The following is a 26324-nucleotide window of genomic DNA, read 5'->3' on the forward strand; positions in this document are numbered from 1 at the left end:
AGTGCTCTTTTTGCATGGACAGCCACATTCAGAGCGGACCCCATGAAACGCCTGCCACTCGACGACAGCTTCAAGGTCAATCGCAACCCCGTCACCCTGCGCGAAATCGTGCTGGACAAGCTGCGTACCGCCATCATGAATTTCCAGCTTTTGCCGGGCGACCGTTTGGTCGAACGCGATCTGTGCGATCGTCTTGGCGTCAGTCGCACGTCGGTTCGCGAAGCCTTGCGCCATCTGGAATCCGAAGGCCTGGTGGAGTTCGCCGATGCCAAGGGCCCGCGCGTGGCGATCATCACCCTCGCCGATGCCGTCGACATTTACGAGCTGCGGTGCGTCCTTGAAGGATTGATCGTTCAGCTGTTCACCTTGCGTGCCAAGGCCAAAGACATCAAGGCCCTGGAAAAAGCCCTCGAAGAAAACCGCAAGGCACTCAAGGAAGGTGAACTGCAACAGGTGATCGATTCGGTACAGGGCTTTTACGACGTACTGCTCGAAGGCTCGGGCAACCATGTTGCGGCCACCCAATTGCGTCAGTTGCAGGCACGCATCAGCTATTTGCGTGCGACGTCGGTGTCCCAGGAAAATCGCCGCGGCGCCAGTAATCAGGAAATGGAACGCATGGTTGAAGCGATCAAGGGCGGTGATCCTCTGGCCGCGCACCAGGCGTGCGTCGATCACGTGCGGGCCGCCGCCGCCGTCGCTCTCGATTACCTCAAGCGCAAGCAGGAAGAGACCGGCGAACTCCCGCTGATCACCCTGCCCATCGCTCTCAAAGAACCACGCATAGGTCGCTAATCATGTTCAGCCCGAGCTTTTGTCCAAAGTGTGGCGGCGCTGACCTCAATCAGCAGCTGCCACCGGGCGATACGCACGAGCGACTGATGTGTCGAGGCTGTGGCTACATCCATTACATCAACCCGAAAATCATTGCCGGCTGCATCATCGAGCAGGACGGCAAGTACCTGCTCTGCCAACGCGCGATCCCACCGCGTCCCGGCACCTGGACGTTGCCGGCAGGCTTCATGGAAGGCGGTGAAACCACCGAGCAGGCGGCATTGCGCGAGGTCTGGGAAGAAAGCGGCGTGCGCGCGGAGATTGTTTCGCCCTACTCGATTTTCAGCGTGCCGAAGATCAGCGAGGTGTACATCATCTTTCGCGCAATCGCGCTGGATATCACCGGGCAGTACGGGCCCGAGACGCTCGACTACAAGTTTTTCGCGCCTGAAGATATTCCGTGGGAAAGCATTTACTACCCGGCGATTCGGCAGATTCTCGAGCGGTATATCGAGGAGCGTCAGGCCGGCGTCTACGGGATCTATATCGGCAACGACGATACCGGGAAGATTCACTTTATCCGCTGACAGCGACGCAATCTTCCCGCAGGAGCTGCCGCAGGCTGCGATCTTTTGCTCTTGAGCTCCAGCAGCCTTGAGTACGTCAAAGATCAAAAGATCGCAGCCTGCGGCAGCTCAGGGTTATGCCGGGGCAATTGCTTCGACAATGATCACCTCGGCCCGCGCTACACCCTCGCGATACCCCCGCGCCTCCTGATATTCCTCCGACTGGTAGCAGGCCAGCGCCTGTTCGTACGAGTCGAACTCGATGACCACGCTGCGTTGCGGCGTCGGCCGGCCTTCCAGCGCCTCGCTCCGCCCGCCCCGGGCCAACATCCGTCCGCCATACAACGCGAAGGCCGCCGGCGCCCGCTGGGTGTATTGGCTGTATTGATCGGCATCCGTGACATCGACATGAGCAATCCAGTACGCCTTCATAGTGACCTCTCAGCTATTTTTGTATTATGGTATACCATGAAATTATCCCGACAAACACTGAGAATCCTCACATGGCCTTCAACAGTATCGAAGAAATAATCGAAGATTATCGTCAAGGCAAAATGGTCCTGCTGGTCGACGATGAAGATCGCGAAAACGAGGGCGATCTGCTGCTGGCTGCCGACTGTTGCACGGCGCAAGCTATCAGTTTCATGGCCCGCGAGGCGCGCGGCCTGATCTGCCTGACCCTGACCGACGAACATTGCCAACGCCTGGGCCTGGAACAAATGGTGCCGAGCAATGGCAGCGTGTTCAGCACCGCGTTCACCGTGTCGATCGAAGCCGCCGTCGGGGTCACCACCGGCATTTCTGCAGCCGATCGTGCGCGCACGGTGGCGGCCGCTGTTGCCACCGGCGCCGGTCCTGCGGATATCGTGCAACCGGGCCACATCTTTCCTCTGCGGGCCAAGGAAGGGGGCGTGTTGACGCGCGCCGGGCACACCGAAGCCGGCTGTGATCTGGCACGACTGGCGGGCTTCACCCCCGCTTCGGTGATCGTCGAGGTGATGAATGACGATGGCACCATGGCCCGTCGCCCCGACCTGGAAATTTTCGCGCGCAAGCATGGCATCAAGATCGGCACCATTGCCGATCTGATCCACTATCGCCTGAGCACTGAACATACCGTGGCACGCATCGGCGAGCGCGAATTGCCCACGGTGCATGGCACGTTCCGTCTGGTGACCTTTGAAGATCGCATCGAAGGCGGCGTGCACATGGCAATGGTAATGGGTGAGCTGCGTCGCGATGACCCGACACTGGTGCGCGTGCATGTCATTGACCCGCTGCGCGATCTGGTGGGTGCCGAATACAGCGGGCCGTCGAACTGGACGCTGTGGGCCGCACTCCAGCGGGTAGCTGAAGAAGGCCGCGGCGTGGTGGTGGTCCTCGCCAATCATGAATCTTCCCAGGCGTTGCTGGAGCGGATACCACAACTGACCCAACCACCGCGTCATTTCAGTCGTTCGCAGTCAAGGATCTATTCTGAAGTGGGCACCGGTGCGCAAATCCTGCAGGACCTGGGCGTGGGCAAGCTGCGTCATCTGGGTCCTGCGCTGAAATACGCAGGCCTGACCGGTTACGACCTGGAAGTGGTGGAGAGCATTCCGTTCACTCAGTGAGGCAAGGAAACTCATTCGGCAGATAGCCGGTAAGGTGAAACGCTTGCACAAAGTTTGGAATACCATAATATGATATTCCATAGACCGGACGACCCTGAGGGTCAACCGGACCTACTGCTCCCGATAGGCGGGCACTCAAAGCCCCGCTCATAAACACAACAATGAGGGCGTAAAAATGGTGTTCAACAAACGTGCGACCGCAATTCTTTTCGCGGGACTGCTGAGCGTGACCAGCCAGGCGTTGATGGCGGCCGAAAGCGTGAACTTCGTCAGCTGGGGCGGCAGCACCCAGGATGCGCAGAAGCAGGCCTGGGCCGACCCGTTCAGCAAGGCCAGCGGCATCACTGTGGTTCAGGACGGCCCTACCGACTACGGCAAACTCAAAGCCATGGTCGAGAGCGGTAACGTGCAGTGGGACGTGGTCGATGTCGAAGCCGACTTCGCCTTGCGCGCCGCCGCTGAAGGCTTGCTTGAACCGCTCGATTTCTCGGTGATCCAGCGCGACAAGATCGACCCGCGATTTGTCACCGACCATGGCGTGGGCTCGTTCTTCTTCTCCTTCGTTCTGGGCTACAACGAGGGCAAGCTCGGCACCAAAAAACCTGAAGACTGGTCCGCGCTGTTCGATACCAAAACCTACCCCGGCAAACGCGCCCTGTACAAATGGCCAAGCCCCGGCGTGCTGGAACTGGCGCTGCTGGCCGATGGCGTGGCCGCCGACAAGCTCTATCCGCTGGATCTGGATCGCGCCTTCAAAAAACTCGACACCATCAAGAAAGACATTGTCTGGTGGGGCGGCGGCGCGCAGTCACAGCAGTTGCTTGCCTCGGGCGAAGTCAGCATGGGCCAGTTCTGGAACGGCCGGATTCACGCCCTGCAGGAAGACGGTGCACCCGTGGGCGTGAGCTGGAAACAGAACCTGGTCATGGCCGACATTCTGGTCATTCCCAAAGGCTCGAAAAACAAAGCGGCGGCGATGAAGTTTCTGGCCAACGCAAGCGGCGCCAAAGGACAAGCCGATTTCTCCAACCTGACCGCTTACGCCCCGGTCAACGTCGACAGTGTCGCCCGGCTCGATTCCGTGCTGGCGCCTAACCTGCCGACGGCTTACGTCAAGGATCAAATCACTCTCGACTTCGCGTACTGGGCCAAAAACGGTCCGACCATCGCGACACGGTGGAACGAATGGCTGGTCAAATGAAAGTGACGGCAACCACGCCCCGTCAATCAACACCGACCGGGAGCGCCGCGAGCGCTGCCGGGGCGGTTCCTGGTCTGGTGAAAGTCGCCTCGCAAGCGCCTTCTTTGACTCAGCGCTGGCGTGGTGCAAGTAACCTGATCCCCGCCCTGCTGTTCCTCGGCCTGTTCTTTCTCGCGCCGCTGATCGGCTTGTTGCTGCGTGGCGTACTCGAACCGGTGCCGGGGCTTGGCAACTACGAGCAACTGTTCGCCAACTCGGCGTACGCGCGGGTTCTGCTCAACACGTTTTCGGTGGCCGGACTGGTCACGCTGTTCAGTCTCTTGCTCGGCTTTCCGCTGGCCTGGGCGATCACATTGGTACCGCGCGGCTGGGGCCGCTGGATTCTCAGCATCGTGCTGTTGTCGATGTGGACCAGCCTCCTCGCCCGCACCTATTCCTGGCTGGTGCTGCTGCAAGCCTCCGGGGTCATCAACAAGGCCTTGATGGCGATGGGCATCATCGATCAACCGCTGGAGATGGTGCACAACCTGACCGGCGTGGTCATCGGCATGAGCTACATCATGATTCCGTTCATCGTGCTGCCCTTGCAGGCGACCATGCAGGCGATCGATCCGATGATCCTGCAGGCAGGCTCGATTTGCGGCGCCAGCCCCTGGACCAATTTCTTTCGGGTGTTTCTGCCGCTGTGCCGGCCAGGGCTGTTCTCCGGTGGATTGATGGTGTTCGTGATGTCGCTCGGTTACTACGTCACCCCAGCCCTGCTCGGTGGTGCGCAGAACATGATGCTGCCCGAGTTCATCATTCAGCAGGTGCAGTCGTTCCTCAACTGGGGCCTGGCGAGCGCCGGCGCTGCGTTGCTGATCGTCATCACGCTGGTGTTGTTCTACTTCTACCTGAAGCTTCAGCCGGAATCCCCGGTTGGCGCCAGCAACGCGAGGTAAGCCGTCATGCTTCTGACCCCTAATGCCATGAGCCGCCGGATGCGTTTCGGCCTGTATTTCACCACGGGTCTGATCGCACTGTTTCTGTTGTTGCCGATCGTCTTTATTGTGCTGCTCTCGTTCGGTTCCTCGCAGTGGCTGGTTTTTCCGCCACCGGGCTGGACGCTGAAATGGTATGGCCAGTTCTTTTCCAATCCGGACTGGATGAACGCTGCAATGGCCAGCCTCAAGGTTGCCGTGCTGACCACGTTCTTCGCTGTGGCACTGGGCCTGCCCACCGCGTTTGCCCTGGTACGCGGCCGCTTTCCCGGACGGGAAATGCTGTACGGCCTGTTCACCCTGCCGATGATTGTGCCGCTGGTGATTATCGCTGTGGCGGTGTACGCGCTGTTTCTGAAACTGGGCTACACCGGAACGATGTTCGCGTTTGTGGTCAGCCACGTGATTGTCGCGCTGCCGTTCACCATCATCTCGATCATCAACTCGCTGAAGCTGTTCGATCAGTCGATCGAGGATGCGGCGGTGATCTGCGGTGCCTCGCGCCTGCAGGCAGTGTTCAAGGTGACATTCCCGGCAATTCGCCCCGGCATGGTCGCCGGTGCGCTGTTTGCGTTTCTGGTTTCGTGGGACGAGGTAGTGCTGAGCGTGATGATGGCCAGCCCTACCCTGCAAACACTCCCCGTAAAAATGTGGACCACTCTGCGCCAGGACCTGACGCCCGTGATCGCCGTCGCTTCGACGCTGCTGATCGGTCTCTCGGTATTGGTCATGGTCATCGCCGCCGCCGTTCGCCGGCGCAACCCAATCAGCGCTTGAGCGCCAGGAGTACGACATGAGTGCCGTCATCAAAGATCCCGCGCAGCGAACCGACAAACCCCTGGTGAGCCTGCGCAACCTGAACAAGTACTACGGCGATTTCGCGGCCGTGGACGACATTTCGCTGGACATCAAGGACGGTGAATTCCTGACCTTCCTCGGCTCCAGCGGCTCGGGCAAAAGCACCACGCTGTCGATGCTCGCCGGGTTCGAAACCCCCAGCAGCGGCGAGATTCTGGTCAACGGCCAGTCGCTGGTCAACGTGCCGCCGCACAAGCGCGACATCGGCATGGTGTTCCAGCGCTACTCGCTGTTCCCGCACCTGTCGGTGCGCGACAACATCGCGTTCCCGCTGGCGATTCGCAAACTGGCCAGCGCCGAGCGCGAACGTCGGGTCGATGCGATGCTCAAGCTGGTGCAGCTCGAACAATTTGCCCATCGCCGCCCTTCGCAACTGTCCGGCGGGCAGCAACAGCGCGTCGCCATCGCGCGAGCGCTGGTTTACGAACCACGCATTCTGTTGATGGACGAACCGCTCGGCGCGCTGGATAAAAAGCTGCGTGAAGACTTGCAGGATGAACTCCGTCAGCTGCATCGACGTCTTGGTATCACCATTGTTTACGTAACCCACGATCAGGAAGAAGCCATGCGTTTGTCGCAACGCATCGCGATTTTCAGCCACGGCAAGATCGTCGGCCTGGGCAGTGGCTTTGACCTGTACCAGAATCCGCCGAATGCGTTTGTCGCGTCCTTCCTCGGCAACTCGAATTTCCTCAAGCTCAAGGCGCAAGCCAATGCCGTCGCGACCTTCGAGAACCAGTCGCTGTCGATTCGCCTCACCTGCGGGTTGCACACCGGTCAGGATGTTTTGCTGATGGTGCGCCCGGAAAAAGCCCTGGCGCTGAGTGTTGACCAGGCCGCCCAGGAGCCGCTGGCAGCCGGCTGGAACGAAGTCTCGGCCATCGTGGGTGAAGTGTTGTTCCTCGGTGAAAGCCAGACTTGCACCGTAATGACCTCGGGCGGCACCTCGATGACGGTGAAGGCGCTGTCCGCGGCCGGCATGCCGTTGAAGACCGGCGACCCGGTGCGCGTTCGCTGGGCCACGGCAGATGCGTGCGTGTACACCGAGTGGGCCGAGAGCGATCTGAACAAGGCGGCCGGGGCGCACTGATTTTATGCCATGAGGCTTGCTGCCTGAAGAGAGTCACCCTCTGGGTCTGCGCAACGTCGGGTTGCGCAGACCCTTTTTTTGCGAGCTCAAAAGGTGTGCGGCAGCTGCCCTTGCCGGCCCCACACGGTAGGAGCTGTCGAGTGAAACGAGGCTGCGATCTCTTGATCTTGCCCTGCTTCGGCGCTTGCGCTCGATCTGACTGCCCATTGCTCCATGCATAATCAGACCCCGAATCCCGCCTCCACTCCTCAAAAAAATGCCCGGCGAAAACCGGGCATTACGGGAGAATTTAAACCTCGCTCAATCGCTATACCCCAACCGTGCCGCCCTGCCCTCCAGCGTCTGTTCGCGCGTCGCCAGGCAGTAATACAACGGGCAGGTCACTACCAGTCCCACCAGCCATGACAAGTCTGCACCTTCAATCAAATTGGCATACGGCCCGACATACAACGAGGTATTGGCAAACGGCAATTGCACAATGATCCCGATGAAATAAGCCACAATCGCGTGCAGATTGAACCGTCCGTACATTCCGCCATCCGCACGGAAGATCGAAGCGATGTCGTAGCAACCGCGTTTGATCAGGTAGAAGTCGATCAGGTTGATCGACGCCCACGGCACCAGCACCAGCAACAGCGCGAGAATCAAACCGATGAATTGCGCTATGAAATCCGTCGACGCGCCCAGCGCGACCAGGCAGCAACCCGTCAGCACCACACTCGATAGCAGCACACGCACCTTGACGCTCGGTGTCCACTGACTGGCGAATGTCTGGATCGAAGTAATGATCGACAGCACTGCGCCATACAGATTCAAGGCGTTGTGGCTGATGATATTGAGCAGGAACAACACCATCAGAATCGGTCCCAGCCAGCCGGTAGACTGCTTCACCGCGTCCATTGCTTCGGTGCCTTCGGGCGTGGCCAATACGGCGACCGCACCGAAAGCAAAGGACAGGATCGTGCCCAGCGTCGCTCCCAGGTAGGTTGCCCAGAACGGCTTGGCAATGCCGATATCCGCTGGCAGGTAACGCGAATAGTCAGACACGTAAGGCGAAAAGCTGATCTGCCAGATGATCCCCAGAGACACGGTCGCGAGCCAGCCAGAAAGGTTGAATTCGCCACGCGTGAAAAAATCGGCCGGCAGTTCATGGACGAAAATATAGATGAAGCCCGCAAGCAATGCGCTGCCCATTACCCAGGTACCGATTCGGTTGAGCGTGTGAATGAAGCGGTAGCCGATAACCCCGATAGCAGTGGCGCTCAGCGCACCGATGATGATGCTCAACGGGACGGGCACCGACGGCGCAAGGCCGACAATCGATTGGCCTGCCAAAACAATATTGGAAATGAAGAAACCGACGTAGATCAACGCGGCGAAAAACACGATCAGCAGAGCACCGTAGCGACCGAACTGACCTCGACTCTGGACCATTTGCGGAATGCCCATTTGCGGCCCTTGAGCCGATGCCAGAGCAATGACCAGGCCGCCGATCATGTGTCCAAGTGCAATCGCCAACAGGCCCCAAAACAGATCCAGATGAAACACCTGAACCACCATGGCACCGGTCACGATGGGCAGTGGCGCGATGTTGGTGCTGAACCACAGGGTGAAAAGATCGCGGGCCTTCCCGTGGCGCTCAGCGAGTGGAACGTAATCGACCGTGTGATTCTCGATCAACGGATCTTGCCGGGTCATCTGGGACATATGCATGAACTCGAGTTTGTCTGATCTTATATTTGTATGAAGCCAAACCGGGGGAGCATCTCTGGCCGCCCCTCAGATGCACGCCATATTATGGTATTCCAATATTTTCACAAGGCTGACACGGTCTTTATGCGATCAATTGAACTGTGATGAGCCCCAGTAATCCTCATAATCCGTTATGAAAAACCCCGTAAATACTGGGTCAAAACCCGATAGCACCACGTTTATCGGCTAAAACAAGAAGCTCTTGCAAAAGACGTATTACGGTATACCATCAGACCTATAAATCCATAAAATACGCCATTCCGAGGACAGTCCAATGATCGATGCCGCCCTTTACAAACAAGTCATGGGCTCGTTCCCGTCAGGCGTGACCGTCATTACCACGCTGGATGACGACGGCCAGATCGTCGGACTCACTGCCAGCGCTTTCAGCTCTTTGTCTATCGATCCGGCACTGGTGCTGTTCTGCCCCAACTACAGCTCCGATTCCTACCCGGTGCTGATCAAAAACAAACGATTTGCCATCCACGTGTTGTCGGGCGGCCAGCAAAGTGAAGCCTATGCTTTTGCCCGCAAGGGTAAGGACAAGGCGCAAGGCATCGAATGGACGTTGAGCGAGTTGGGCAATCCGATTCTGGCTAACGCCACCGCCGTCATCGAATGCGAATTGTGGCGTGAATACGAAGGCGGCGATCACGCCATCATGGTGGGCGCGGTCAAGAACCTGATCGTGCCCCGGCAGGATGCAGGGCCTCTGGTGTACTGCCACGGCAAAATGGGCGCACTGCCAGTGTTGGCTTGAGAGATCGACACTTAAAGATTTTGCGCATTTCTCGTATTATGGTATACCAGTTTTCAACAGGCCTTCAGTCGATCGGCCGCCAACAAAAGTTCAGAGGTAGCGTCATGAAATTTTCCCTGTTCGTGCACATGGAACGCTGGGACGAAAGTATCAGCCATCGCCAGTTGTTCGAGGACTTGACCGAACTGACGTTGATGGCCGAGGCCGGCGGTTTCAGTACCGTGTGGATCGGCGAGCATCACGCCATGGAATACACCATTTCGCCGAGCCCAATGCCTTTGCTGGCCTACCTTGCTGCCAAAACCACCACCATTCACCTGGGCGCCGGCACTATCATCGCGCCGTTCTGGCATCCGCTGCGCGTGGCCGGCGAATGCGCGCTGCTGGACGTCATCAGCAATGGCCGGATGGAAGTCGGACTGGCACGCGGCGCCTATCAGGTTGAATTCGACCGTATGGCCGGCGGGATGCCTGCCTCTTCCGGCGGTCAGGCGCTGCGGGAAATGGTTCCGGTGGTACGGGCACTGTGGAAAGGCGATTACGCCCACGACGGCGACATCTGGAAATTCCCGACCTCCACCAGCGTACCCAAGCCGATCCAGCAACCCAATCCGCCGATGTGGATCGCCGCACGCGACCCCGATTCACACAACTTTGCGGTGGCCAACGGCTGCAATGTGATGGTCACGCCGCTGATGAAAGGCGATGAAGAAGTGCTGGATCTGAAAAACAAGTTTCAAGCAGCTCTGGACAACAATCCGGACGTGCCGCGTCCGCAGCTGATGGTGCTGCGTCACACCCACGTGCACAGCGTGGACGATTCTGAAGGCTGGAAAGTCGGCGCCAAGGCAATCTCAAGGTTCTATCGCACTTTTGATGCCTGGTTCGGCAACAAAACCACGCCGGTCAACGGTTTTCTGGAGCCAAGCCCCGAAGAGAAATTCGCCGGGCGTGCGGAGTTCACCCTCGACAGCCTGCACAAGACCGCCATGATCGGCACCCCGGAAGAAATCATTCCGCGCATCAAGTACTACCAGGAACTGGGCGTCGACGAATTCAGCTTCTGGTGTGATAACAGTCTGCCCCATGCGGAAAAGAAAAAATCCCTGGAGCTGTTCATCAAGCACGTAGTCCCGGCGTTCCGTTAAGTACGCCCACCAGCCCTCCGAGCGCCAGGCCGGGGGGCTGGGTTACTCCGGCAGACGTTCTCATCCCTTCACATCGCTGACGTTGATAATCACCATCAAGCCAATGCAGTTCTCAAAAAAACCGAGCGACGTAACACTAGGCCCATACCCACTTACAACGCTTCGGAGTACACCAACATGAAAAGCCAACTCCTGCTCAGCATTGCTTTATCGGTATTGGCCGCCAACGCTTCCGCCGCTGCCTCCCCAAGCGCTATCGCCGAAGGCGGTGCTGATCGACTGATCGAGAGCCGCATTGCCGCTGACGGTGCCGACCGCCTGAAAGCCAACCAGATCGCAGAAGGTGGTTCCGATCGTCTGCAACAGAATCGTGTTGCACTGAGCCCGGCGAATGCAGAGATCGACGGTGCGCTGGTCGCGGATGTCCGTGCAGAGTTCGGTTCGAAGTATCAACGTTACTGATCAGCCGCAGCGAATCGGCCCCCCTCAAAAGCCCGGCTCACCCGGGCTTTTTGCCGTCTGCCTGTTTACGACCGACTTTCGCGGACGTGGCCACTCTCGCGGGTAATGTCGGGCGACCATCGCGAATAATAACTCTTCCCATTTGCACTAACTACGCAAAGCTTTTATCCTTGCGACCCAGCGGCGCGGTCCTCCGACAACTGCGTCGCAGGCTGACACCTGTTGCCGACAGGTCAGCGGCGGCTGGCGGCAGGACTGAAAAAGATGAACTGGAACGGTATCAATCTCAGGTGGGCCTACACGGATCTGCTGCTCAGCCTGAGCCGGCAAACCCGTTGCGTGCACGTTGCCTACGATGTCCTTCACGATGCGTTCATCCGCTACATGCTGGCCAGCCAACGGATCACCATTGATCAACCGAACGCTTATCTGCGCCGCGTCGCGCACTCGGTGTTGATCGACCATTACCGCCACGCCGCGCGTTACGTCGCCTTGACTGATGAGGCCGGCGCAAGCCTTCAACAAGACCACCGGAGCGACGACTTCGCCCCTTCTGCCGAACATCTGGCCGACCTGCAGCAGCGCCTTGAAGCGTTGCAGCGCATTCTCGATTGCCTGCCTGCGCGTTGCCGCGAAGTGTTCTGGCTGGCGCGAATTGAAGGGCATCGGCAGGCTCATATCGCGACCATGCTGGGGATCAGCCTCAGCATGGTCGAGCGGCATTTGATGCGCGCGCTGCTGGATTTGCGCGAGGCCCGCGAAGCGCTCTGCCCGTGAACTCACCGCGCGAAGAGGCCGCCGCCTGGTTCATCCGCTTGCTGGATGTCGACGACGATCATGAGGACCATGCCCGGTTCAACCTCTGGTTACGCGCCGACCCGCGGCATCAGGCCGAGTACCAGGCGTTTTCCGAGCTGTGGGGAGACTTCGCGTCCACCCGCAAAACCGAAGCGCTGGCGCAGCAGATGGAAATAGCCAACGGACGGCGGCGTTTCCTGCGCAATGGCATGTTGGGGATGGCCGGGCTGCTGGTCGGCGGCTTGTCATGGCGTCATTGGACGACAAGCGGCGTTTACGATGAGTATTTTCAGACAGCCAAAGGTCAACGCCAGCGTCATCGTTTACCGGATGGCTCGCACCTTTCTCTGGGGGCAGACACGCGCATGCTGGTGCGATTCAACGGCCAGCAACGTCTGCTCTTGTTATTGCAGGGCGAAGTGATTTTCGATGTTGCCCGCGACGTCGAGCGACCTTTTGTGATCGACGCCGGACTGGCGCGAGTGACGGCGCTGGGCACGCGCTTCGTGGTCAATCGCTTGCACGACAGGCTTCGGATCAGCCTCGAACGTGGCCAGGTGCAAGTCGACAGCGACGCCACCCGCTTGCAAATGAACCCGGGCGATGTGGCGCAGGTCATTCGCGGTGAGCCTCTGAAGCGTTTGCCTTTGCCGGCAGACAACGCCTTCGCCTTCGAACGCGGGCGACTGGTCTTTGCCCAGGCCGATCTCGCAGAAATTGCAGACAGCCTCTCGCGCTATCGAGAACGCCCGGTGATCACATTGCCGGGGAAGAAGTCGCCGTTGATTACCGCCGTCGTGCAGCTCGCCGACATCGACAGCTTCCTGGCCGCGTTGCCGGCCGTGGCGCCGGTTGAGGTCACACAGCTTGATGGCAGCACTCAGTTGCGGGCGCGTTGATCGCGCCACTGAAAATTATTCACGCGACGACATCAGGGTTTTGCGAGCTACCGCGTCATCAGGTATCGCCTTCCTGAAACGAGAAATCCCATGCATCGTCACTCCTTGAAATCACTGGTGGTCGCCCTGTCACTGACGCTGAACGGGCACGTATTGGCGGCACCGATTGCTTTTGATTTACCCTCGCAGTCGTTGGCGACTTCGCTGCGACAACTGGGTGAACGCGCCGGGCTGACGATTGCAGTGGATGACGGCATCGTTGCGCAGCGCAGCGCGCCCGCCCTCAAAGGCACGCTTGAACCCCTTGACGCGCTGCAACGCTTGCTCGACGGCAGCGGCCTGAGCTACCAGCAGCAAGGCTCGACGCTGGTGATTTCGCAACGCAGCGACGCGGTCATCGAGCTCGGCAGCACGCGTATCGAGGGCCAGGGCATGGGCCAGGCGACGGAAAACTCGGGGTCCTATACCACCGGCCTGACCAGTGTCGGCTCGAAGACGCCGGCCAGTCTGCGTCAGACGCCACAGTCGATTTCCATCGTCAGCGAGCAGTTGATGGACGATCAGCAAATGACCGACATCAACGACGCAATGCGTGCGACACCGGGCATCTCCGTGCAGAACAACACCTACCGCACCTTCGACATTCTGTCGCGCGGCTTCACCATTCAGAATTTCCAGCTCGATGGCGCGGCGCCGATGGCCCAGGGCAGTTCGCTGGGCAGTTTCTATTCGTCCAACGTCTACGACCTGGCGGAATTCGACCACATCGAAGTGCTGCGCGGCACCGCTGCGTTGTTCGGTGGCACGGGCGATCCGGGCGGTCTGGTGAACATGGTGCGCAAGCGGCCGATGGACACGTTTCAGCTGAAATTCAGCGCCTCGGCCGGCAGCTGGGACAACTATCGTCAGGAACTGGACGTCACCGGGCCGATTGCCTTCGACGGCAAACTGCGCGGTCGAATGGTGGTGGCCAACACTGATCGCCAGTATTTCGTTGATAACCGCAGCACGGAAAAGCCGTTCGTGTATGGCGTGCTGGAAGCCGACATCACTGACGATACGATGCTCACCGCAGGCATCCGCTACAACAAATCCCATGAAAACGGTACCCAGAGTTCCGTGCCGCGTTACCTCGACGGCTCCGACATCGGTCTGCCACGGCGCACCGGCATGAGTGAAAACTGGGCTTACACGGATGCGACCGGCCGCGAATTGTTTGCCAAGATCGACCATCAGCTGTCCGAAGACTGGAAGCTCAACGTGTCGTACACCGACCTCTGGGATGTCGGCTATTTCAAAACCACCACGGCCAATGGCGTGGGCATCAACCCGGCCACCGGCACCGGTCTGACCTGGTTCGGCAGTTCGAGCAAGCAGGAAAACCAGCAGCGCATGCTCGACACCAACCTGTCCGGCACCTTCCAGATGTTTGGCCTGCAACACGATCTGGTGGTGGGGGCCGACTATCAGGAAATCAGCAGCCGCTGGCTGGGTACTGGCCGCTATCCATCCGCGGGTGGCCCGTTGAACCCGTTCGATCCGGACAGCACGCCGTTCCCTGAGCCGGCCAACGATCGCAATTACACCCGCGACTACAATCCCAACGACCAGAAGCAATACGGTCTGTACGGCAGTTTACGTCTGCAACTGGCGGAACCGTTGCACTTGATCATGGGTGCGCGGGTGCAGCGCTACGCATTCGAACAGACTTACCAGACCCGCGTGGGCACCACCTGGACGACGCAATCGAACATCGACATGCGTGAGCCGACCAAAGTCACGCCCTATGGCGGCCTTGTTTATGATCTGAACGATGAATGGTCGGTCTACGGCAGTTACTCGGAAATCTACAAGCCCCAGGTCAATCTGTTGCAAGGCCCCCTGCCCGGCTCGTCGATGGACGCGATGGAAGGCAATACCTATGAAACCGGTTTGAAAGGCGAGCTGTTTGGCGGCGCGGTCAACACCAATATCGCGCTCTACTACACCAAGCGCGAGAACCAGGGCGTGCGCGATCCAGGCTACCCGACCAACGACTTTGCCTTCTCCGGCAGCTGTTGCTGGCTGGATCAGGGCGAAGTGGTGAGCAAGGGCGTGGACATGGAAATTTCCGGCGAAGTCAGGCCCGACTGGATGCTGATGGCCGGCTACACGTACAACAACAATCGCAACCGCAACGCCAAGGCACCCATCAGCACACAAACCCCCAAACACCTGTTCAAGATGTTCTCGACGTATCGCCTGCCGGGCATGCTCTCTGACTTCAAGGTGGGCGGCGGCGTCAACCTGCAAAGCTCCAACTACTTCAGCGGGACCGTCACGGCCAACGGCGCCACCAACGCCTACGACTTCAGCCAGGCGGGTTACGCGGTGTGGAATGCGTTGGCGGAGTATCGAGTGGACGAACACTGGACCGTCACCTACAACGCCAACAACATTTTCGATAAAACCTACTACGCCACGGTGGGCTCAACGTCTGCCACCAACTGGTATGGCGAACCCCGCAACCACATGCTGACGTTGCGCGGCACATTCTGGTGATCGTCGGAAAACAGACCTGACATCGATCACATTATTTTCACATGCGCCGGCGTACGGTGTACCCAGCTCCTTTGTGATTACCAGCCCGCACTCCCCATCGCGGGCTTTTTTTTGCCTGCGATAAAGTCGGTTGAAAATCTGCACGGCCCCTCATCCCTGAGGAGCCATCCCCTGTCAGCTAAACAGATCGACACCCAATTGAAACGCCACCCACAGCGCAAGGCCGGTGGCGAACAGCAGTGCGATGTTTTCGAAGAGGTTGTTGCGATACTGCTTGTCCAGCAACGACTTCTGGTTGGACATGATCAGCAGGCCCAGGGAAATCACCGGCAAGCCAATGATGTTCAGCGCGCTGACGCCGATGGTCAGCGTGACGAAATCGGGCATGCCCGGCATCGACCAGATCAGCGGCGTGGCCAGGATGAACAGCATGAACCACTTGTGCATCGGATCATGGTGGAACTCTTTGCCGTACTTATCGCGACGCTTGGGGCGCACGTGCTGGAAGGCATCGGTGATGAGCATCGGGAACGCTGTGGTCTTGCCGGAAATACTGGCGAACAGCGTGGCGAACACGCCGATGAAGAACACGTACCAACCGATCGGGCCGAAGAACAATTCGAGTGCCTTGCCCAGGTCGCTCAAGGTTTTGACTTCGATGCCATTAGGTCGCAGGATTTCTGCGCCGACGATCCAGATGGCCAGGTTGATAACGATCCCGACGAACACGGCGAAGAGCAAATCGTTACGCTGAATGCGTTTGTGCTCGGGCCCGACCCAACCTTTTTGACGCATCACGTAGGGGTGAACGAAGTTGGCAATCGAGCCAGCCACCGCACCAATCACCGATACCGCCACCAGCAAGGCGCCGTGCACACCTTCATCGGGCGGAATGCTGAAGCCGATGGTGCCTTTGACGATGCCGACCACATCCGGACCGGACATCACCGCCAAGGCAATGAACGCCAGCGTCATGATCGCCAGCAGCACCTTCATGACGCCTTCGATCATCGAATAGATGTTGCGCCCGACCAGCAGCCACACCGCGATGACCACCGCGACGGAGCACAACAACGGATGGTCGATTTTCAGCAACATCGCCAGGGATTCACCGGCGCCCTTGATCATGTAGGCGTTCATCAGGTGGCCCATCAACAGGGCGTACACGAGCATGAACCAGGCGAAGAAGGGATTCAGTTGGGCATAGCCCTGGAGGATGGTCATGCCCTGGTTATTGCATAACTGGAAGCGGGCAATGATGTTGACGATCAGGTAGCGCAGCAGCAGAGACACGGCCAGTACCCACATCATCGCGTAGCCGTAGTTGGCCCCGGCGACGGAAGATGTAATCAGGTCACCCGCCCCCAGCCAGGACAGCACGGCGATGATTCCGGGGCCTAGAAGCTTCAATATCCGTGAGAAGCGATTTTGGGTGGGCGCAAGGACTTGGCCTTCGACCGAAGGAATGCTCGGCATAGAGAGTATCTCCATTATTTTTTTTGTGAGAACGGGGGCAGTCGAACATAGACGTCTGTCATCGTACAACTATTCTTGTCCGGAGAGTATTAGTAAATGTTTCCGTGCTGATGTGGTGCTGCGTAAGGGTACCCACGGCTTCAATTCAGGCCTTTCAGCGTCGGTCCTGACTATGCAGGCGACACTTTTGAGCTGAGACGATTCAGCGGCTTCCTTGATACTCGCAAGATCATTGATGAAAACGTCGAGGTTGAGCATGACAAGCGCGGCCACCGGGCAAGTCAGCCCTGAAACGCTGAGAAAAGTGATTGTCGCCGCGGCCATCGGCAACTTCGTCGAATGGTTCGATTTTGCCGTTTATGGCTTCCTCGCTACGACCATTGCCCAGCAGTTTTTCCCCAGTGGCGATGACAGCGTCGCCCTGCTGAAAACCTTTGCGGTATTTGCCGTGGCCTTTGCCTTTCGGCCGCTCGGGGGGATTTTCTTCGGCATGCTCGGGGACCGCATCGGTCGCAAGCGCACGCTGGCGATGACCATTCTGCTGATGGCGGGTGCGACGACCTTCATCGGTTTGCTGCCGACTTACGCCGCCATCGGCGTGATCGCGCCGATCCTTCTTACCTTGATCCGCTGCGCTCAGGGCTTTTCTGCCGGGGGCGAATACGCGGGTGCGTGCGCTTACCTGATGGAACATGCGCCGAATGATAAACGCGCCTGGTATGGCAGCTTCATTCCGGTGTCGACCTTTTCCGCGTTCGCGGCCGCCGCCGTGGTGGCCTATGCACTTGAAGCGTCCTTGTCGGCGGAAGCCATGGGCAGCTGGGGCTGGCGCCTGCCGTTTCTGATCGCCGCGCCGCTGGGTCTGGTGGGCCTTTATTTGCGCTGGGAGCTCGATGAAACCCCGGCATTTCAGGCCGTCACTGCGGAACACGCGGTGGCGCATTCGCCGCTCAATGACACTCTGCGCAACCATGGCGCGGCCATTTGCTGCCTGGGCGCTTTTGTCTCGCTGACCGCCCTGTCCTTCTACATGTTCACCACTTACTTCGCGACCTACCTGCAAGTGGCCGGCGGTTTGAGCCGTGCCGTGGCGCTGCTGGTGTCGCTGATCGCGCTGATTTTCGCGGCGGCCATCTGCCCGTTCGCCGGGTGGTATTCGGACCGGGTCGGGCGGCGGATGACGGTAGTGACCGCGTGCGCGCTGCTGATCGTCGCGGTGTACCCGTCGTTCCTGATGGCCAGTTCCGGCTCGTTCGCAGCCTCCATTGCCGGCGTCATGTTGCTGGCGATTGGCGCGGTGTTGTGTGGTGTGGTCACCGCCGCGCTGCTCTCGGAAACCTTTCCCACGCGCACGCGCTACACCGCTTCGGCAATCACCTACAACATGGCGTATACCCTGTTCGGCGGCACCGCTCCGCTGGTCGCAACCTGGCTGATCAGCGCCACCGGCAGCAATCTCTCACCGGCGTTCTATCTGATTGCCGTGGCGTTACTGGCGCTGGCCGGTGGACTGGCGCTGCCGGAAACATCGAGAATATCTCTGCACGATGTGCCCGCAGGCGGGCCACTGCAGCGAAACCTGCCGTGGTCTGAGGGTTAAAAAAAAGATCCCGCATCCGCGGGATTTTTTCGAGTTTCGAGACGCCGGCACTCGGTCAAGGCAATGCCGATTCGATGGCAGGTTGCTCATGCACAGCCACTTCAGGCCACTGCGTCAGCACGTCGAAGCCATCATCCGTCACCGCGATCATGTGCTCCCACTGCGCCGAGAGGGATTGATCCTTGGTCACCACCGTCCAGCGATCGCCCAAGGTTTTCACATGGCGCTTGCCGGCGTTCAGCATCGGCTCGATGGTGAAGATCATGCCCTTCTTCAACTTCAGGCCCTGCCCCGGATAGCCGTAATGAAGAATCTGCGGTTCATCGTGATACACCTTGCCAATGCCGTGGCCGCAATATTCGCGCACGACACTGAAGCCGGCGTTTTCGGCGACTCGTGCAATGGCGTGGCCGATATCACCCAACGTGGCGCCGGGACGGACGACGCGGATACCCGCCCACATCGCGTCATAAGTGGTGTCGATCAGCCGCTGCGCCTCCGCGCTTATTTCGCCCACCCGGTACATCCGGCTCGTGTCGCCATACCAGCCATCCTTGAGGACGGCGATGTCGATATTGAGAATGTCGCCCTCCTTCAACGGCTCGCTTGATGGAATGCCATGGCACACGACTTCGTTGACCGAGGCACAAATGGTTTTCGGATAACCGTGATAACCGATGTTGCCCGGAATCGCTTTCTGCACATCGACGATGTACTGGCGGCACAACGCATCCAGTTCATTGGTGCTGATGCCCGGTTTGACGTGAGGCGTGATCATCGCCAGCACTTCAGCGGCCAGCGTGGCGGCGGCGCGGGACTTGGCGATTTCTGCGGCGCCGTGGATGACGACGTTCGCCTTCATGCCCCTGCCCCCGTTGTTGCGCGCGCCGAGTCGTTTGCCGGGAGCGCGCTTGCATCGCACAACTGCGCAATATCCAGCCCACCGGCCAGCTCGGAGCGAACCAGCAAGCGACTGATCTCGTTGTGATTAAGCTCCGGATGCAGCTCCGCCAGCATGCCGATACGCATCCAGTGCTCGGCTTGAGCATTGATCGAACGGCTTAGCGCGTTGCCGGCGACGCGCAGGTTGTCGTGCAGTGCTTCAGAGATTTTGACGATGCCCATCACTCATACCTATACGAAACGACTATAAAACGTATATTAGACGGGCAACCTCAGGATCGCAACGGGCATTTGCTCAGAACGCTCGCGCATCCTGTAGAGTCCAAGCGAGAGACTTCGATCGAGTGGCCGCAATGATGTTCAACGCACTGGTTTTCTTCACCACGCTGATCGGCATGGAAGTGTTCGCGTTTTTTGCCCATAAATACGTGATGCATGGTTTCGGCTGGGGCTGGCACCGTTCCCACCACGAACCCAGAACCGGCTGGTTCGAGAAAAACGATCTGTACGCGGCGGTTTTTGCAGCGTTCGCCATTGTCTTGATTGCGCTGGGCACCCAAGGTCTGCATCCGCTCGAGTGGATCGGCGCGGGCATGACAGCCTATGGTTTTCTGTATTTTCTTGTCCACGACGGTCTGGTGCACAAGCGCTGGCCGTTGAAATTCGTACCGCGCTCTGGCTACCTCAAACGCCTCTATCAGGCTCACCTGATGCATCACGCAGTCTCGGGCAAAGACCGCTGCGTGTCCTTCGGTTTTCTCTTCGCGCCGTCTACCGCCCGCCTTCGTGCACAGCTGCGCAAGTTGCACGCGGGGCCGCTTCATAAAGGGGACGAGGACGTTGCCACAACGTCGTCGAACGCGGCGGCCACTGCTTCGCGCGGCAAGTAAACGCGCGCCAGGCACCCAGACTGATCAAGCGTAATTTATCCAGCCTGGAGGTTGAAACCCGTACGTCCCACGCCCGTGCGCCAGCGGCGTCGACCTTGACGCCGATCTCGCGATAAACCCCGCCCGCCGTGGCGACCGCCCACGCCGAACGTCCGCGGAGCGAGGCCATCCCCGCCTCGGCGCTGACGTAAAACGGCTCGGCCAATGCCACCAGACGTTGCGCCAGCACGGCCACGCTCTGACGATATTGCGGCTCAGCCAGACGTCCGCGCGGTATCGCCAGTTCTGCCAGCCACTCGGCCGGCAAATAACAGCGCCCCACGCCAGCATCTTCAATAATATCGCGGGCGATATTGGTCAGCTGGAATGCCATGCCCATGTCGCAGGCGCGGTCCAGCGTCGGCTCGTCACTGACGCCCATCACCTGCGCCATCATCAAGCCGACCACGCCGGCCACGTGGTAGCAATAGTCCAGCGTGTCGTCGACGGTCAGGTATTCGCGCTGATGCACATCCATCGCGAAACCTGCCAGATGATCCATCGCGTAGGCCTGGCGAATGCCGTGGCGCTCCACCACTTCTTTAAACGCAGCAAAGGCCGGCGCCGCAACCGGGCGACCGGCATACACATCCCGGGTCTGCGCGAGCAGATCGTCCAGGCGCTGCTGCGCTAGCCCGGTATCGAGCTCCGTCGCCGAGTGGCCGGCCACCTGACCATCGATCACGTCATCACAATGTCGGCACCACGCGTACAGCATCACTGCACTGCGCCGGGTGGCGGGATCAAACAGGCGTGACGCCGCCGCAAAACTCTTCGAGCCGACGGTGATGCTGTGAGTGGCGTGATCCAGAAGCGTCTGCTGGTCGGTCATCGCTGCAAGTCTCCGAGCATCAGGCCGGCGGTTGCCTTGGCGGAGCCGATCACACCCGGCACACCGGCGCCGGGATGAGTGCCCGCGCCCACCAGGTAGACGTTGCCCAGGCGCGCGTCGCGGTTGTGCGGACGGAACCAGGCGCTTTGCCGCAGGATCGGTTCCAGCGAAAACGCCGAACCCAGATGCGCGTTCAGCTCGTCGCGGAAATCGTTGGGCGTGAAGATGCGGCTGGTGACCAGATCTTCACGCAGGCCGGGGATGTAATGCTTTTCCAGGTAGTCGAAAATCCGCTCGCGGTAACGCGGCCCTTCCACTTCCCAGTCGATCGGCGCGTTGCCCAGATGCGGCACCGGTGACAGCACGTAATGACTGGAGCAGCCCGGCGGCGCAAGACTCGGGTCGGTGATGCACGGCGCATGCAGATAGAGCGAAAAATCCTCGGCCAGTGCCTCGCCCTGGAAAATGTCGTTGATCAGCGCACGATAGCGCGGGCCGAAACAGACAGTGTGGTGTTGCAACTGTGGTTGTGGCCGTTTAAGACCGAAATGAATGACGAACAGCGAGTTGCTGAAGCGTTTTCCCTTGAGCCGCGCACCTTCCTGTTGACCGCGCGGATGCTCAGCCAGCAAGGTCGCGTAGGTGTGGATGACATCGGCATTGGAGGCGACGCTGTCCGCCTGAAACTGCCGGCCATCCTGTAAACGCACACCGGTGGCGCGTTCGCCGCTGACCTCGATTTGAGCCACATCGGCGTTCAGTTCGAACCGCCCACCGATGTCCTCGAACAGTTTGACCAGCGACTGTACGAGCGCGCCCGTGCCACCTTTGGGAAACCATACCCCCCATTCGCGCTCCAGCGCATGGATGAGGGTGTAGATCGACGACGTCGAAAACGGATTGCCGCCTACCAAGAGCGAGTGAAAGGAAAACGCCTGACGCAATTTGTCGTTCTTGATGAACTGCGACACCATCGAATACACGCTGCGCCACGCCTGCAGCCTGGCCAGTTGCGGCCCGGCCTGGACCATGTCGCGAAAGGACAGGAACGGCACGGCGCCCAGCTTCAAATAACCTTCCTGAAACACCGCTTTCGAATACGCCAGAAAACGTTGATAGCCCGCGACATCGTCAGAATTCATCGCCTGAATCTGGCGGTCCAGCGACGCCTGGTCATTGCCGTAATCGAATGACGTGCCGTCCTCCCAGCACAGTCGATAAAACGGTGAAACGGGCAGCAGTTCGACGTAATCCTTGATGGACTTGCCCGCCGCGCTGAACAGTTCCTCGATCGCGCTCGGATCGGTAATCACCGTAGGCCCGGCGTCGAAGGTGAATCCCTGATCGTGATAAACGTAAGCACGGCCGCCCGGCTTGTCGCGTTTCTCCAGCAGCGTGGTCTGCACGCCGGCAGCCTGCAGACGGATCGCCAGCGCCAGGCCACCGAAACCCGCACCCATCACGATTGCAGTTTTTTGCTCAGTCATCGCAAGTTCTCATAGTGCCGAGGTCGTAGCCGAAAGGCGGCGTGCAGTGCTTCTCCCACCGGGACCGGCGGTTTACCGGTGAGCACCCGGAGTTTGTCGGGCAGTGAGCTGTCGCCCGCATAAAACCGCTCGATCAGGCCCTCGGACAAACCGTAAAAACGCTGCATGACTTGCCAGCGATCCTGTGGACGCCCGGCCAGAAACAGCATGCGGTTGAGCAAGCGATAGAAGCCTTGGCGATGCCATTGCTGCCGGGCGCATTCACGCATGCTACTGGCGAGAGAATTGGCGTCGAACGATTGCTGCGTGGCGATCCAGTCCGCCAGTCGCACCGCGTGCGGCAACGAGTAGCCGGTGGTGCAATGGAATAATCCGGCGCGCAAACCCGAGCGCGGCTGCCCCTGTGCCTCGTCCCAGAACGCCTCGAAATCGCCCGCCAACGTGATCGGCAACACGCCCTGCTCTTCGCGCAAACAGGCGGCCACGGACCAGCCCTGCTGGCGCACGTAGTCGGCGATGTGCTGGCGCAGTTGCTCATGGGACAGTGATTGGTGGTCGATATAATGCGTGTCTTCGACAAGAACGGTGTCGGCTGAGAATGGCAATACGTAGACGAACCGATAACCGTCGCCTTGCGCGACACGTGCATCCATGATGATCGGCGATGTCAAACCATGGGGCGCGTGCAGGCGCAGCATTTGTCCGAGAAAGGCTTGTTTGCCCAGCACCATCTGCGCGCTCGCCTGGACGCCGCGACCGTCAATGACGGCAGCGGCCTGGAATGTCTCACCGTTTTCCAGGACAACGCTGCGCGGGCTGATTCTGGCGATGCGCTGCCCGGTCCGCAGGTCCGCGCCCAACGCCGGTTCGATGACCGAGGCGAATCGATCGGACGTGATGCTCGCGTAACCGCTGTTCATGCGCCTTGAACGGGCCGGGAAATGCACGTCATAGCCTGGCCAGGATTTGACGATCAACGGCCTGAGCCATTGATGCTGATCGGCGCCGATGTCGCCATGATGGAATGACCAGGTGTGGTTGCCGCCCAGTTTCGGCTGTTCTTCGATGCACAAAATGCGCAGTTCTGGCCGCGTCTGTTTGAGGCGCCAGGCGATCAGCCCATTGGCCAGACCGCCCCCGGCGAGAATCAGGTCGTGGCTCACGTCGTGGCTCATATCACTTCCCCGGTCCACACGGGCTGCCCACTGCGGATCGCCGCCTCAACGATGTTGGCCGCGCGCGTCACGCCACCGGCATTTCGAATATCGGCTGCCAGCCAGTTGAGCGACTCCGGTGGATGGGCCAGCAGACCTTGCAAATGACGGCTTATGGTCGAAGCACCCGCTCGCCGATGCAAACGAACACCGGCACCGCTGTAACTGACCCGCGCCGCGACGCCGGGCTGGTCGAAAGCGATGGGCATCACCAGCATCGGCGTGCGCGCCACGATGGCGTCCATGACCGTGTTCAAACCGCCATGGGTCACGACCGCATCCGCTTGTTGCAGCGCCCACTGCTGGGGTGCGAAATCGGTGACCCAGGTCGCGCCAATACGTTTCAGCCGATGTTCCTGCACGCTGTCGAGCGCGCCGCAATGGGCGATCAACAGCTGGGCGTCGAGCTGTCGGCAGGCCTTGGCAATGTGTTTGAACATGCTCAGGCGTGCGCCTTGCAGCGTGCCTAGACTGGCGAAAACAAATGGCCGGGCTGCGTCGATGGGCCAGTCGCCACGGGTCATGGGGTGCGCCGCCCGTAACGGTCCAACGGCATGAAAATGTGCCGGCCGGTGCTGGCGCGGGAAATCGAAGCTGTCAGTGGTCTGGCTGATCTGCGCCAGTGGCGACAGATAATGATGCAAGCCGTCGCGGGGCGGAATCGACAGCTCTTTCGACGCCCGATGCAGGACGTCGCGCAACGGCCGCATCAGCCAGTCATGCACCTGGCGGCTACCGTCGTACAGGCGCTGGCTGCGCTCGTCGGTGGCATAGGCAAACGGCATCACCGGCAACGGCAGCTGTGGTTCGCGGTCGACCGGCAACGCACAGGCCACCGACACAAAGGGCAGCCCCAGCGCCTCGGCGACCAGACCGCCGGCCGCCTCCATCTGATCGCAGAGCACAGCGTCGATGCCCTCGCCTGCCAGCGCCGCAGGCAGTTCGGCACACAGCATCGCCGTGCTCTCGCACACGTCGCGGATCACCCGGCGCAAACCCAGCGGCCCGCCCGGACTCGCTGCGCGGCGCAGCTGGCGTTCGAGACTGCCGGGGGGATGACTGGCGGCGCCGAGCGCGCGAAACCCCATACGCGGGTCGGTCAACCAGTGACGGGTGTCAGCCTGCTGAAAAAAAGTGACGCGGTGCCCTCGGTCCACCAACACCGCGCTCAGTGCCTGAAGCGCCTGGAAGTGGCTGTAAAAACCGGGAGCGACCACCGCAAAATGGCTCATCGCTGCAGATCGCTCAGGCTCAGAGGCGCCAGCAGTCGGGCCTGCCGTAATGCCTTGAGGTCGGCCGAGCCGGTGCAGAAACAGGCAATCCGCAGCTGACGGATGACAATGTCGAAATGCGCGATGACCGCAGCGGTGGACATTGTCGCGTCGTGCAGCACACCGGCCGCCTGCCCCACCAGATCAGCGCCCAGCCGAATGGCTTTTGCCGCATCCACGCCATTACGAATGCCGCCCGAAGCGATCAACGTCACTTGCGGCAATACTTTTCGGACCAGCGCCAGACTGGTCGCCGTCGGGATGCCCCAATCGGCGAAGGCCATGGCCACTTCCCGATCCGCGGGAAGTGCCGCACGTTGCGCCTCGACCGCCGCCCAACTCGTGCCTCCGCAACCGGCCACGTCTATCACGCTCACTCCGGCCTCCACCAATGCCATCGCAACCTGTGCAGACAGCCCGGCCCCGACTTCCTTGACAACTACCGGCACGCCGACGCTTTCGACGGTACGGCGGATGGCCTCCAGCACCCCGCACCAATCCTTGTCGCCTTCGGCCTGGACAGCTTCCTGCAACGGGTTCAGATGAATAATCAGCGCATCGGCCTGCAAGTTCTCGACCGCACGACGAGCCAGATCCAGTCCGTCTTTTTCCAGCAATTGCGCGGCGCCGATGTTGCTCAACAGCGCGATGTCCGGCGCCAGCCGACGCAATTCCCGGGTCAGGCCCTGATCGTTGCCACTGCGCAGTCCGACCCGTTGTGAGCCTACGCCCATGGCGATCCCCAGCGCTTGCGCGGCTTCAGCCAAGTGGCGATTGATTGCTGTGGCGCGCTCGGCGCCGCCGGTCATGGAGCTGATCAGTAAGGGCGCACGCAAACTGATCCCGAGCAGCTCACTGCGCAGATCGACCGCTGCCAGGTCCAGCTCCGGCAATGCGCAGTGCTCGAACCGGATCGCCTCGAGGCCGTTGCCCACCCCATGGGCGCCGCCCTGTCCGCCCAACACGATGTCCAGATGATCATCCTTGCGCCGGCTCAGGTCGCTTTTAGTCATGGCTGCTCCATTTACTCGGATCAATTGGGTCCGGACGCGGTCTGCTGCTTGAGTAGTGTTGTACAAAGATCCTGCTAATGTACAGGTTATGTATAAGGTCGCTTGATTCTTGAGGCATCCTCGGACGCCACTCGTTCCGTCGTAATCAGTAACATCA

General features: G+C 59.9%; 25 protein-coding genes. 15 read left to right on the forward strand and 10 right to left on the reverse strand.

The window, feature by feature from the left end; all coding sequences use genetic code 11:
- Window positions 1–42: 42 nt before the first annotated feature.
- Both ACYZT1_RS15320 and ACYZT1_RS15325 read left to right on the forward strand, forming a co-directional pair.
- Window positions 43–795 (forward strand): GntR family transcriptional regulator, encoded by a 753-nt coding sequence (locus tag ACYZT1_RS15320; protein WP_462015551.1) that lies wholly within the window; start codon window positions 43–45, stop codon window positions 793–795.
- Between the two features lie 2 nt (window positions 796–797).
- Window positions 798–1361 (forward strand): NUDIX hydrolase, encoded by a 564-nt coding sequence (locus ACYZT1_RS15325; protein ID WP_462015552.1) that lies wholly within the window; start codon window positions 798–800, stop codon window positions 1359–1361.
- Between the two features lie 114 nt (window positions 1362–1475).
- Here ACYZT1_RS15325 and ACYZT1_RS15330 read toward each other — a convergent pair whose 3' ends face one another.
- Window positions 1476–1772, reverse strand: coding sequence for a DUF1330 domain-containing protein (locus ACYZT1_RS15330; protein ID WP_462015553.1), 297 nt, complete (start codon window positions 1770–1772; stop codon window positions 1476–1478).
- 71 nt (window positions 1773–1843) lie between these two features.
- On the opposite strand from ACYZT1_RS15330, the gene ribBA reads away from it, so the two are divergent.
- From ribBA to ACYZT1_RS15355, 5 genes are all read left to right on the forward strand, one after another.
- Complete coding sequence (gene ribBA, locus ACYZT1_RS15335) at window positions 1844–2953, forward strand: bifunctional 3,4-dihydroxy-2-butanone-4-phosphate synthase/GTP cyclohydrolase II (RefSeq protein ID WP_462015554.1); 1110 nt, start codon at window positions 1844–1846, stop codon at window positions 2951–2953.
- A gap of 175 nt (window positions 2954–3128) precedes the next feature.
- The gene (locus ACYZT1_RS15340; protein WP_462015555.1) at window positions 3129–4154 is read left to right on the forward strand and encodes an ABC transporter substrate-binding protein; all 1026 of its coding nucleotides are present in this window, start codon (window positions 3129–3131) and stop codon (window positions 4152–4154) included.
- Entirely contained in the window at window positions 4151–5095 is a 945-nt protein-coding gene (locus tag ACYZT1_RS15345) for an ABC transporter permease (RefSeq protein WP_462019258.1), read from the forward strand. Before ACYZT1_RS15340 ends, ACYZT1_RS15345 begins: the two co-directional genes overlap by 4 nt.
- Window positions 5096–5101: 6 nt before the next feature.
- Window positions 5102–5911, forward strand: coding sequence for an ABC transporter permease (locus tag ACYZT1_RS15350; RefSeq protein WP_462015556.1), 810 nt, complete (start codon window positions 5102–5104; stop codon window positions 5909–5911).
- Between the two features lie 16 nt (window positions 5912–5927).
- Window positions 5928–7082, forward strand: coding sequence for an ABC transporter ATP-binding protein (locus ACYZT1_RS15355; RefSeq protein ID WP_462015557.1), 1155 nt, complete (start codon window positions 5928–5930; stop codon window positions 7080–7082).
- A gap of 300 nt (window positions 7083–7382) precedes the next feature.
- Here ACYZT1_RS15355 and ACYZT1_RS15360 read toward each other — a convergent pair whose 3' ends face one another.
- The gene (locus tag ACYZT1_RS15360; RefSeq protein WP_462015558.1) at window positions 7383–8789 is read right to left on the reverse strand and encodes a purine-cytosine permease family protein; all 1407 of its coding nucleotides are present in this window, start codon (window positions 8787–8789) and stop codon (window positions 7383–7385) included.
- Window positions 8790–9108: 319 nt separating this feature from the next.
- Between ACYZT1_RS15360 and ACYZT1_RS15365 the strand changes: the two genes are divergently transcribed.
- The 6 genes from ACYZT1_RS15365 (at window position 9109) to ACYZT1_RS15390 (ending at window position 15442) form a co-directional block, all read left to right on the forward strand.
- Window positions 9109–9594 carry a flavin reductase family protein gene (locus ACYZT1_RS15365; protein ID WP_462015559.1) on the forward strand — a complete coding sequence of 162 codons (486 nt, stop codon included), beginning with the start codon at window positions 9109–9111 and terminating at the stop codon, window positions 9592–9594.
- Window positions 9595–9698: 104 nt separating this feature from the next.
- Window positions 9699–10742, forward strand: a complete 1044-nt coding sequence (locus ACYZT1_RS15370) for an LLM class flavin-dependent oxidoreductase (RefSeq protein WP_462015560.1) — start codon at window positions 9699–9701, stop codon at window positions 10740–10742.
- Window positions 10743–10919: 177 nt separating this feature from the next.
- Window positions 10920–11204, forward strand: a complete 285-nt coding sequence (locus tag ACYZT1_RS15375) for a hypothetical protein (protein WP_462015561.1) — start codon at window positions 10920–10922, stop codon at window positions 11202–11204.
- A 264-nt stretch (window positions 11205–11468) separates the two neighbouring features.
- Window positions 11469–11981, forward strand: a complete 513-nt coding sequence (locus tag ACYZT1_RS15380; protein ID WP_462015562.1) for an RNA polymerase sigma factor — start codon at window positions 11469–11471, stop codon at window positions 11979–11981.
- Window positions 11978–12901: a FecR family protein gene (locus ACYZT1_RS15385; RefSeq protein WP_462015563.1), complete on the forward strand. Its 924-nt coding sequence runs from the start codon at window positions 11978–11980 to the stop codon at window positions 12899–12901. Before ACYZT1_RS15380 ends, ACYZT1_RS15385 begins: the two co-directional genes overlap by 4 nt.
- A 90-nt stretch (window positions 12902–12991) precedes the next feature.
- Complete coding sequence (locus ACYZT1_RS15390; protein ID WP_462015564.1) at window positions 12992–15442, forward strand: TonB-dependent siderophore receptor; 2451 nt, start codon at window positions 12992–12994, stop codon at window positions 15440–15442.
- A 174-nt stretch (window positions 15443–15616) separates the two neighbouring features.
- Here ACYZT1_RS15390 and ACYZT1_RS15395 read toward each other — a convergent pair whose 3' ends face one another.
- The gene (locus ACYZT1_RS15395) at window positions 15617–16918 is read right to left on the reverse strand and encodes an Nramp family divalent metal transporter (RefSeq protein WP_462015565.1); all 1302 of its coding nucleotides are present in this window, start codon (window positions 16916–16918) and stop codon (window positions 15617–15619) included.
- Between the two features lie 256 nt (window positions 16919–17174).
- Here ACYZT1_RS15395 and ACYZT1_RS15400 point away from each other — a divergent pair, with 256 nt between their 5' ends.
- Window positions 17175–18518, forward strand: a complete 1344-nt coding sequence (locus ACYZT1_RS15400) for an MFS transporter (protein WP_462015566.1) — start codon at window positions 17175–17177, stop codon at window positions 18516–18518.
- Window positions 18519–18573: 55 nt separating this feature from the next.
- On the opposite strand, the gene map is transcribed toward ACYZT1_RS15400, so the two are convergent.
- Both map and ACYZT1_RS15410 read right to left on the reverse strand, forming a co-directional pair.
- Window positions 18574–19380, reverse strand: coding sequence for a type I methionyl aminopeptidase (gene map / locus ACYZT1_RS15405; protein ID WP_462015567.1), 807 nt, complete (start codon window positions 19378–19380; stop codon window positions 18574–18576).
- Window positions 19377–19643 carry a ParD-like family protein gene (locus tag ACYZT1_RS15410; RefSeq protein ID WP_462015568.1) on the reverse strand — a complete coding sequence of 89 codons (267 nt, stop codon included), beginning with the start codon at window positions 19641–19643 and terminating at the stop codon, window positions 19377–19379. The genes map and ACYZT1_RS15410 overlap by 4 nt, the downstream gene beginning before the upstream one ends.
- A gap of 131 nt (window positions 19644–19774) precedes the next feature.
- Here ACYZT1_RS15410 and ACYZT1_RS15415 point away from each other — a divergent pair, with 131 nt between their 5' ends.
- Window positions 19775–20311 carry a sterol desaturase family protein gene (locus ACYZT1_RS15415; RefSeq protein WP_462015569.1) on the forward strand — a complete coding sequence of 179 codons (537 nt, stop codon included), beginning with the start codon at window positions 19775–19777 and terminating at the stop codon, window positions 20309–20311.
- Here the strand turns inward: ACYZT1_RS15415 and ACYZT1_RS15420 are convergent.
- Genes ACYZT1_RS15420 through fni form a run of 5 tightly spaced genes read right to left on the reverse strand, consistent with a single transcriptional unit; the run spans window position 20193 to window position 26167 of the window.
- The gene (locus tag ACYZT1_RS15420) at window positions 20193–21182 is read right to left on the reverse strand and encodes a phytoene/squalene synthase family protein (RefSeq protein ID WP_462015570.1); all 990 of its coding nucleotides are present in this window, start codon (window positions 21180–21182) and stop codon (window positions 20193–20195) included. The genes ACYZT1_RS15415 and ACYZT1_RS15420 overlap by 119 nt on opposite strands.
- Window positions 21179–22669 (reverse strand): phytoene desaturase, encoded by a 1491-nt coding sequence (locus ACYZT1_RS15425; protein ID WP_462015571.1) that lies wholly within the window; start codon window positions 22667–22669, stop codon window positions 21179–21181. The genes ACYZT1_RS15420 and ACYZT1_RS15425 overlap by 4 nt, the downstream gene beginning before the upstream one ends.
- A complete protein-coding gene (crtY, locus tag ACYZT1_RS15430; protein WP_462015572.1) occupies window positions 22666–23844 on the reverse strand; it encodes a lycopene beta-cyclase CrtY in 1179 nt (392 codons plus the stop codon). Before crtY ends, ACYZT1_RS15425 begins: the two co-directional genes overlap by 4 nt.
- Window positions 23841–25115, reverse strand: a complete 1275-nt coding sequence (locus tag ACYZT1_RS15435) for a glycosyltransferase (protein ID WP_462015573.1) — start codon at window positions 25113–25115, stop codon at window positions 23841–23843. Before ACYZT1_RS15435 ends, crtY begins: the two co-directional genes overlap by 4 nt.
- Complete coding sequence (gene fni, locus ACYZT1_RS15440) at window positions 25112–26167, reverse strand: type 2 isopentenyl-diphosphate Delta-isomerase (protein ID WP_462015574.1); 1056 nt, start codon at window positions 26165–26167, stop codon at window positions 25112–25114. Before fni ends, ACYZT1_RS15435 begins: the two co-directional genes overlap by 4 nt.
- Window positions 26168–26324: the final 157 nt, after the last annotated feature.

The organism is Pseudomonas sp. PB3P13 (assembly GCF_054897735.1).

What these genes read in the sequence shown, in the direction of transcription:
- crtY (WP_462015572.1), bottom strand. Translation starts at nt 23,844, where the DNA reads ATGAGCCACGACGTGAGCCACGACCTGATTCTCGCCGGGGGCGGTCTG.
- ACYZT1_RS15380 (WP_462015562.1), top strand. Translation starts at nt 11,469, where the DNA reads ATGAACTGGAACGGTATCAATCTCAGGTGGGCCTACACGGATCTGCTG.
- ACYZT1_RS15320 (WP_462015551.1), top strand. Translation starts at nt 43, where the DNA reads ATGAAACGCCTGCCACTCGACGACAGCTTCAAGGTCAATCGCAACCCC.
- ACYZT1_RS15410 (WP_462015568.1), bottom strand. Translation starts at nt 19,643, where the DNA reads ATGGGCATCGTCAAAATCTCTGAAGCACTGCACGACAACCTGCGCGTC.
- ACYZT1_RS15370 (WP_462015560.1), top strand. Translation starts at nt 9,699, where the DNA reads ATGAAATTTTCCCTGTTCGTGCACATGGAACGCTGGGACGAAAGTATC.
- ACYZT1_RS15340 (WP_462015555.1), top strand. Translation starts at nt 3,129, where the DNA reads ATGGTGTTCAACAAACGTGCGACCGCAATTCTTTTCGCGGGACTGCTG.
- ribBA (WP_462015554.1), top strand. Translation starts at nt 1,844, where the DNA reads ATGGCCTTCAACAGTATCGAAGAAATAATCGAAGATTATCGTCAAGGC.
- ACYZT1_RS15360 (WP_462015558.1), bottom strand. Translation starts at nt 8,789, where the DNA reads ATGTCCCAGATGACCCGGCAAGATCCGTTGATCGAGAATCACACGGTC.
- ACYZT1_RS15345 (WP_462019258.1), top strand. Translation starts at nt 4,151, where the DNA reads ATGAAAGTGACGGCAACCACGCCCCGTCAATCAACACCGACCGGGAGC.
- ACYZT1_RS15350 (WP_462015556.1), top strand. Translation starts at nt 5,102, where the DNA reads ATGCTTCTGACCCCTAATGCCATGAGCCGCCGGATGCGTTTCGGCCTG.
- map (WP_462015567.1), bottom strand. Translation starts at nt 19,380, where the DNA reads ATGAAGGCGAACGTCGTCATCCACGGCGCCGCAGAAATCGCCAAGTCC.
- ACYZT1_RS15325 (WP_462015552.1), top strand. Translation starts at nt 798, where the DNA reads ATGTTCAGCCCGAGCTTTTGTCCAAAGTGTGGCGGCGCTGACCTCAAT.
- ACYZT1_RS15365 (WP_462015559.1), top strand. Translation starts at nt 9,109, where the DNA reads ATGATCGATGCCGCCCTTTACAAACAAGTCATGGGCTCGTTCCCGTCA.
- ACYZT1_RS15375 (WP_462015561.1), top strand. Translation starts at nt 10,920, where the DNA reads ATGAAAAGCCAACTCCTGCTCAGCATTGCTTTATCGGTATTGGCCGCC.
- ACYZT1_RS15330 (WP_462015553.1), bottom strand. Translation starts at nt 1,772, where the DNA reads ATGAAGGCGTACTGGATTGCTCATGTCGATGTCACGGATGCCGATCAA.
- ACYZT1_RS15395 (WP_462015565.1), bottom strand. Translation starts at nt 16,918, where the DNA reads ATGCCGAGCATTCCTTCGGTCGAAGGCCAAGTCCTTGCGCCCACCCAA.
- ACYZT1_RS15435 (WP_462015573.1), bottom strand. Translation starts at nt 25,115, where the DNA reads ATGAGCCATTTTGCGGTGGTCGCTCCCGGTTTTTACAGCCACTTCCAG.
- ACYZT1_RS15355 (WP_462015557.1), top strand. Translation starts at nt 5,928, where the DNA reads ATGAGTGCCGTCATCAAAGATCCCGCGCAGCGAACCGACAAACCCCTG.
- ACYZT1_RS15400 (WP_462015566.1), top strand. Translation starts at nt 17,175, where the DNA reads ATGACAAGCGCGGCCACCGGGCAAGTCAGCCCTGAAACGCTGAGAAAA.
- ACYZT1_RS15415 (WP_462015569.1), top strand. Translation starts at nt 19,775, where the DNA reads ATGATGTTCAACGCACTGGTTTTCTTCACCACGCTGATCGGCATGGAA.
- ACYZT1_RS15420 (WP_462015570.1), bottom strand. Translation starts at nt 21,182, where the DNA reads ATGACCGACCAGCAGACGCTTCTGGATCACGCCACTCACAGCATCACC.
- ACYZT1_RS15425 (WP_462015571.1), bottom strand. Translation starts at nt 22,669, where the DNA reads ATGACTGAGCAAAAAACTGCAATCGTGATGGGTGCGGGTTTCGGTGGC.
- ACYZT1_RS15390 (WP_462015564.1), top strand. Translation starts at nt 12,992, where the DNA reads ATGCATCGTCACTCCTTGAAATCACTGGTGGTCGCCCTGTCACTGACG.
- fni (WP_462015574.1), bottom strand. Translation starts at nt 26,167, where the DNA reads ATGACTAAAAGCGACCTGAGCCGGCGCAAGGATGATCATCTGGACATC.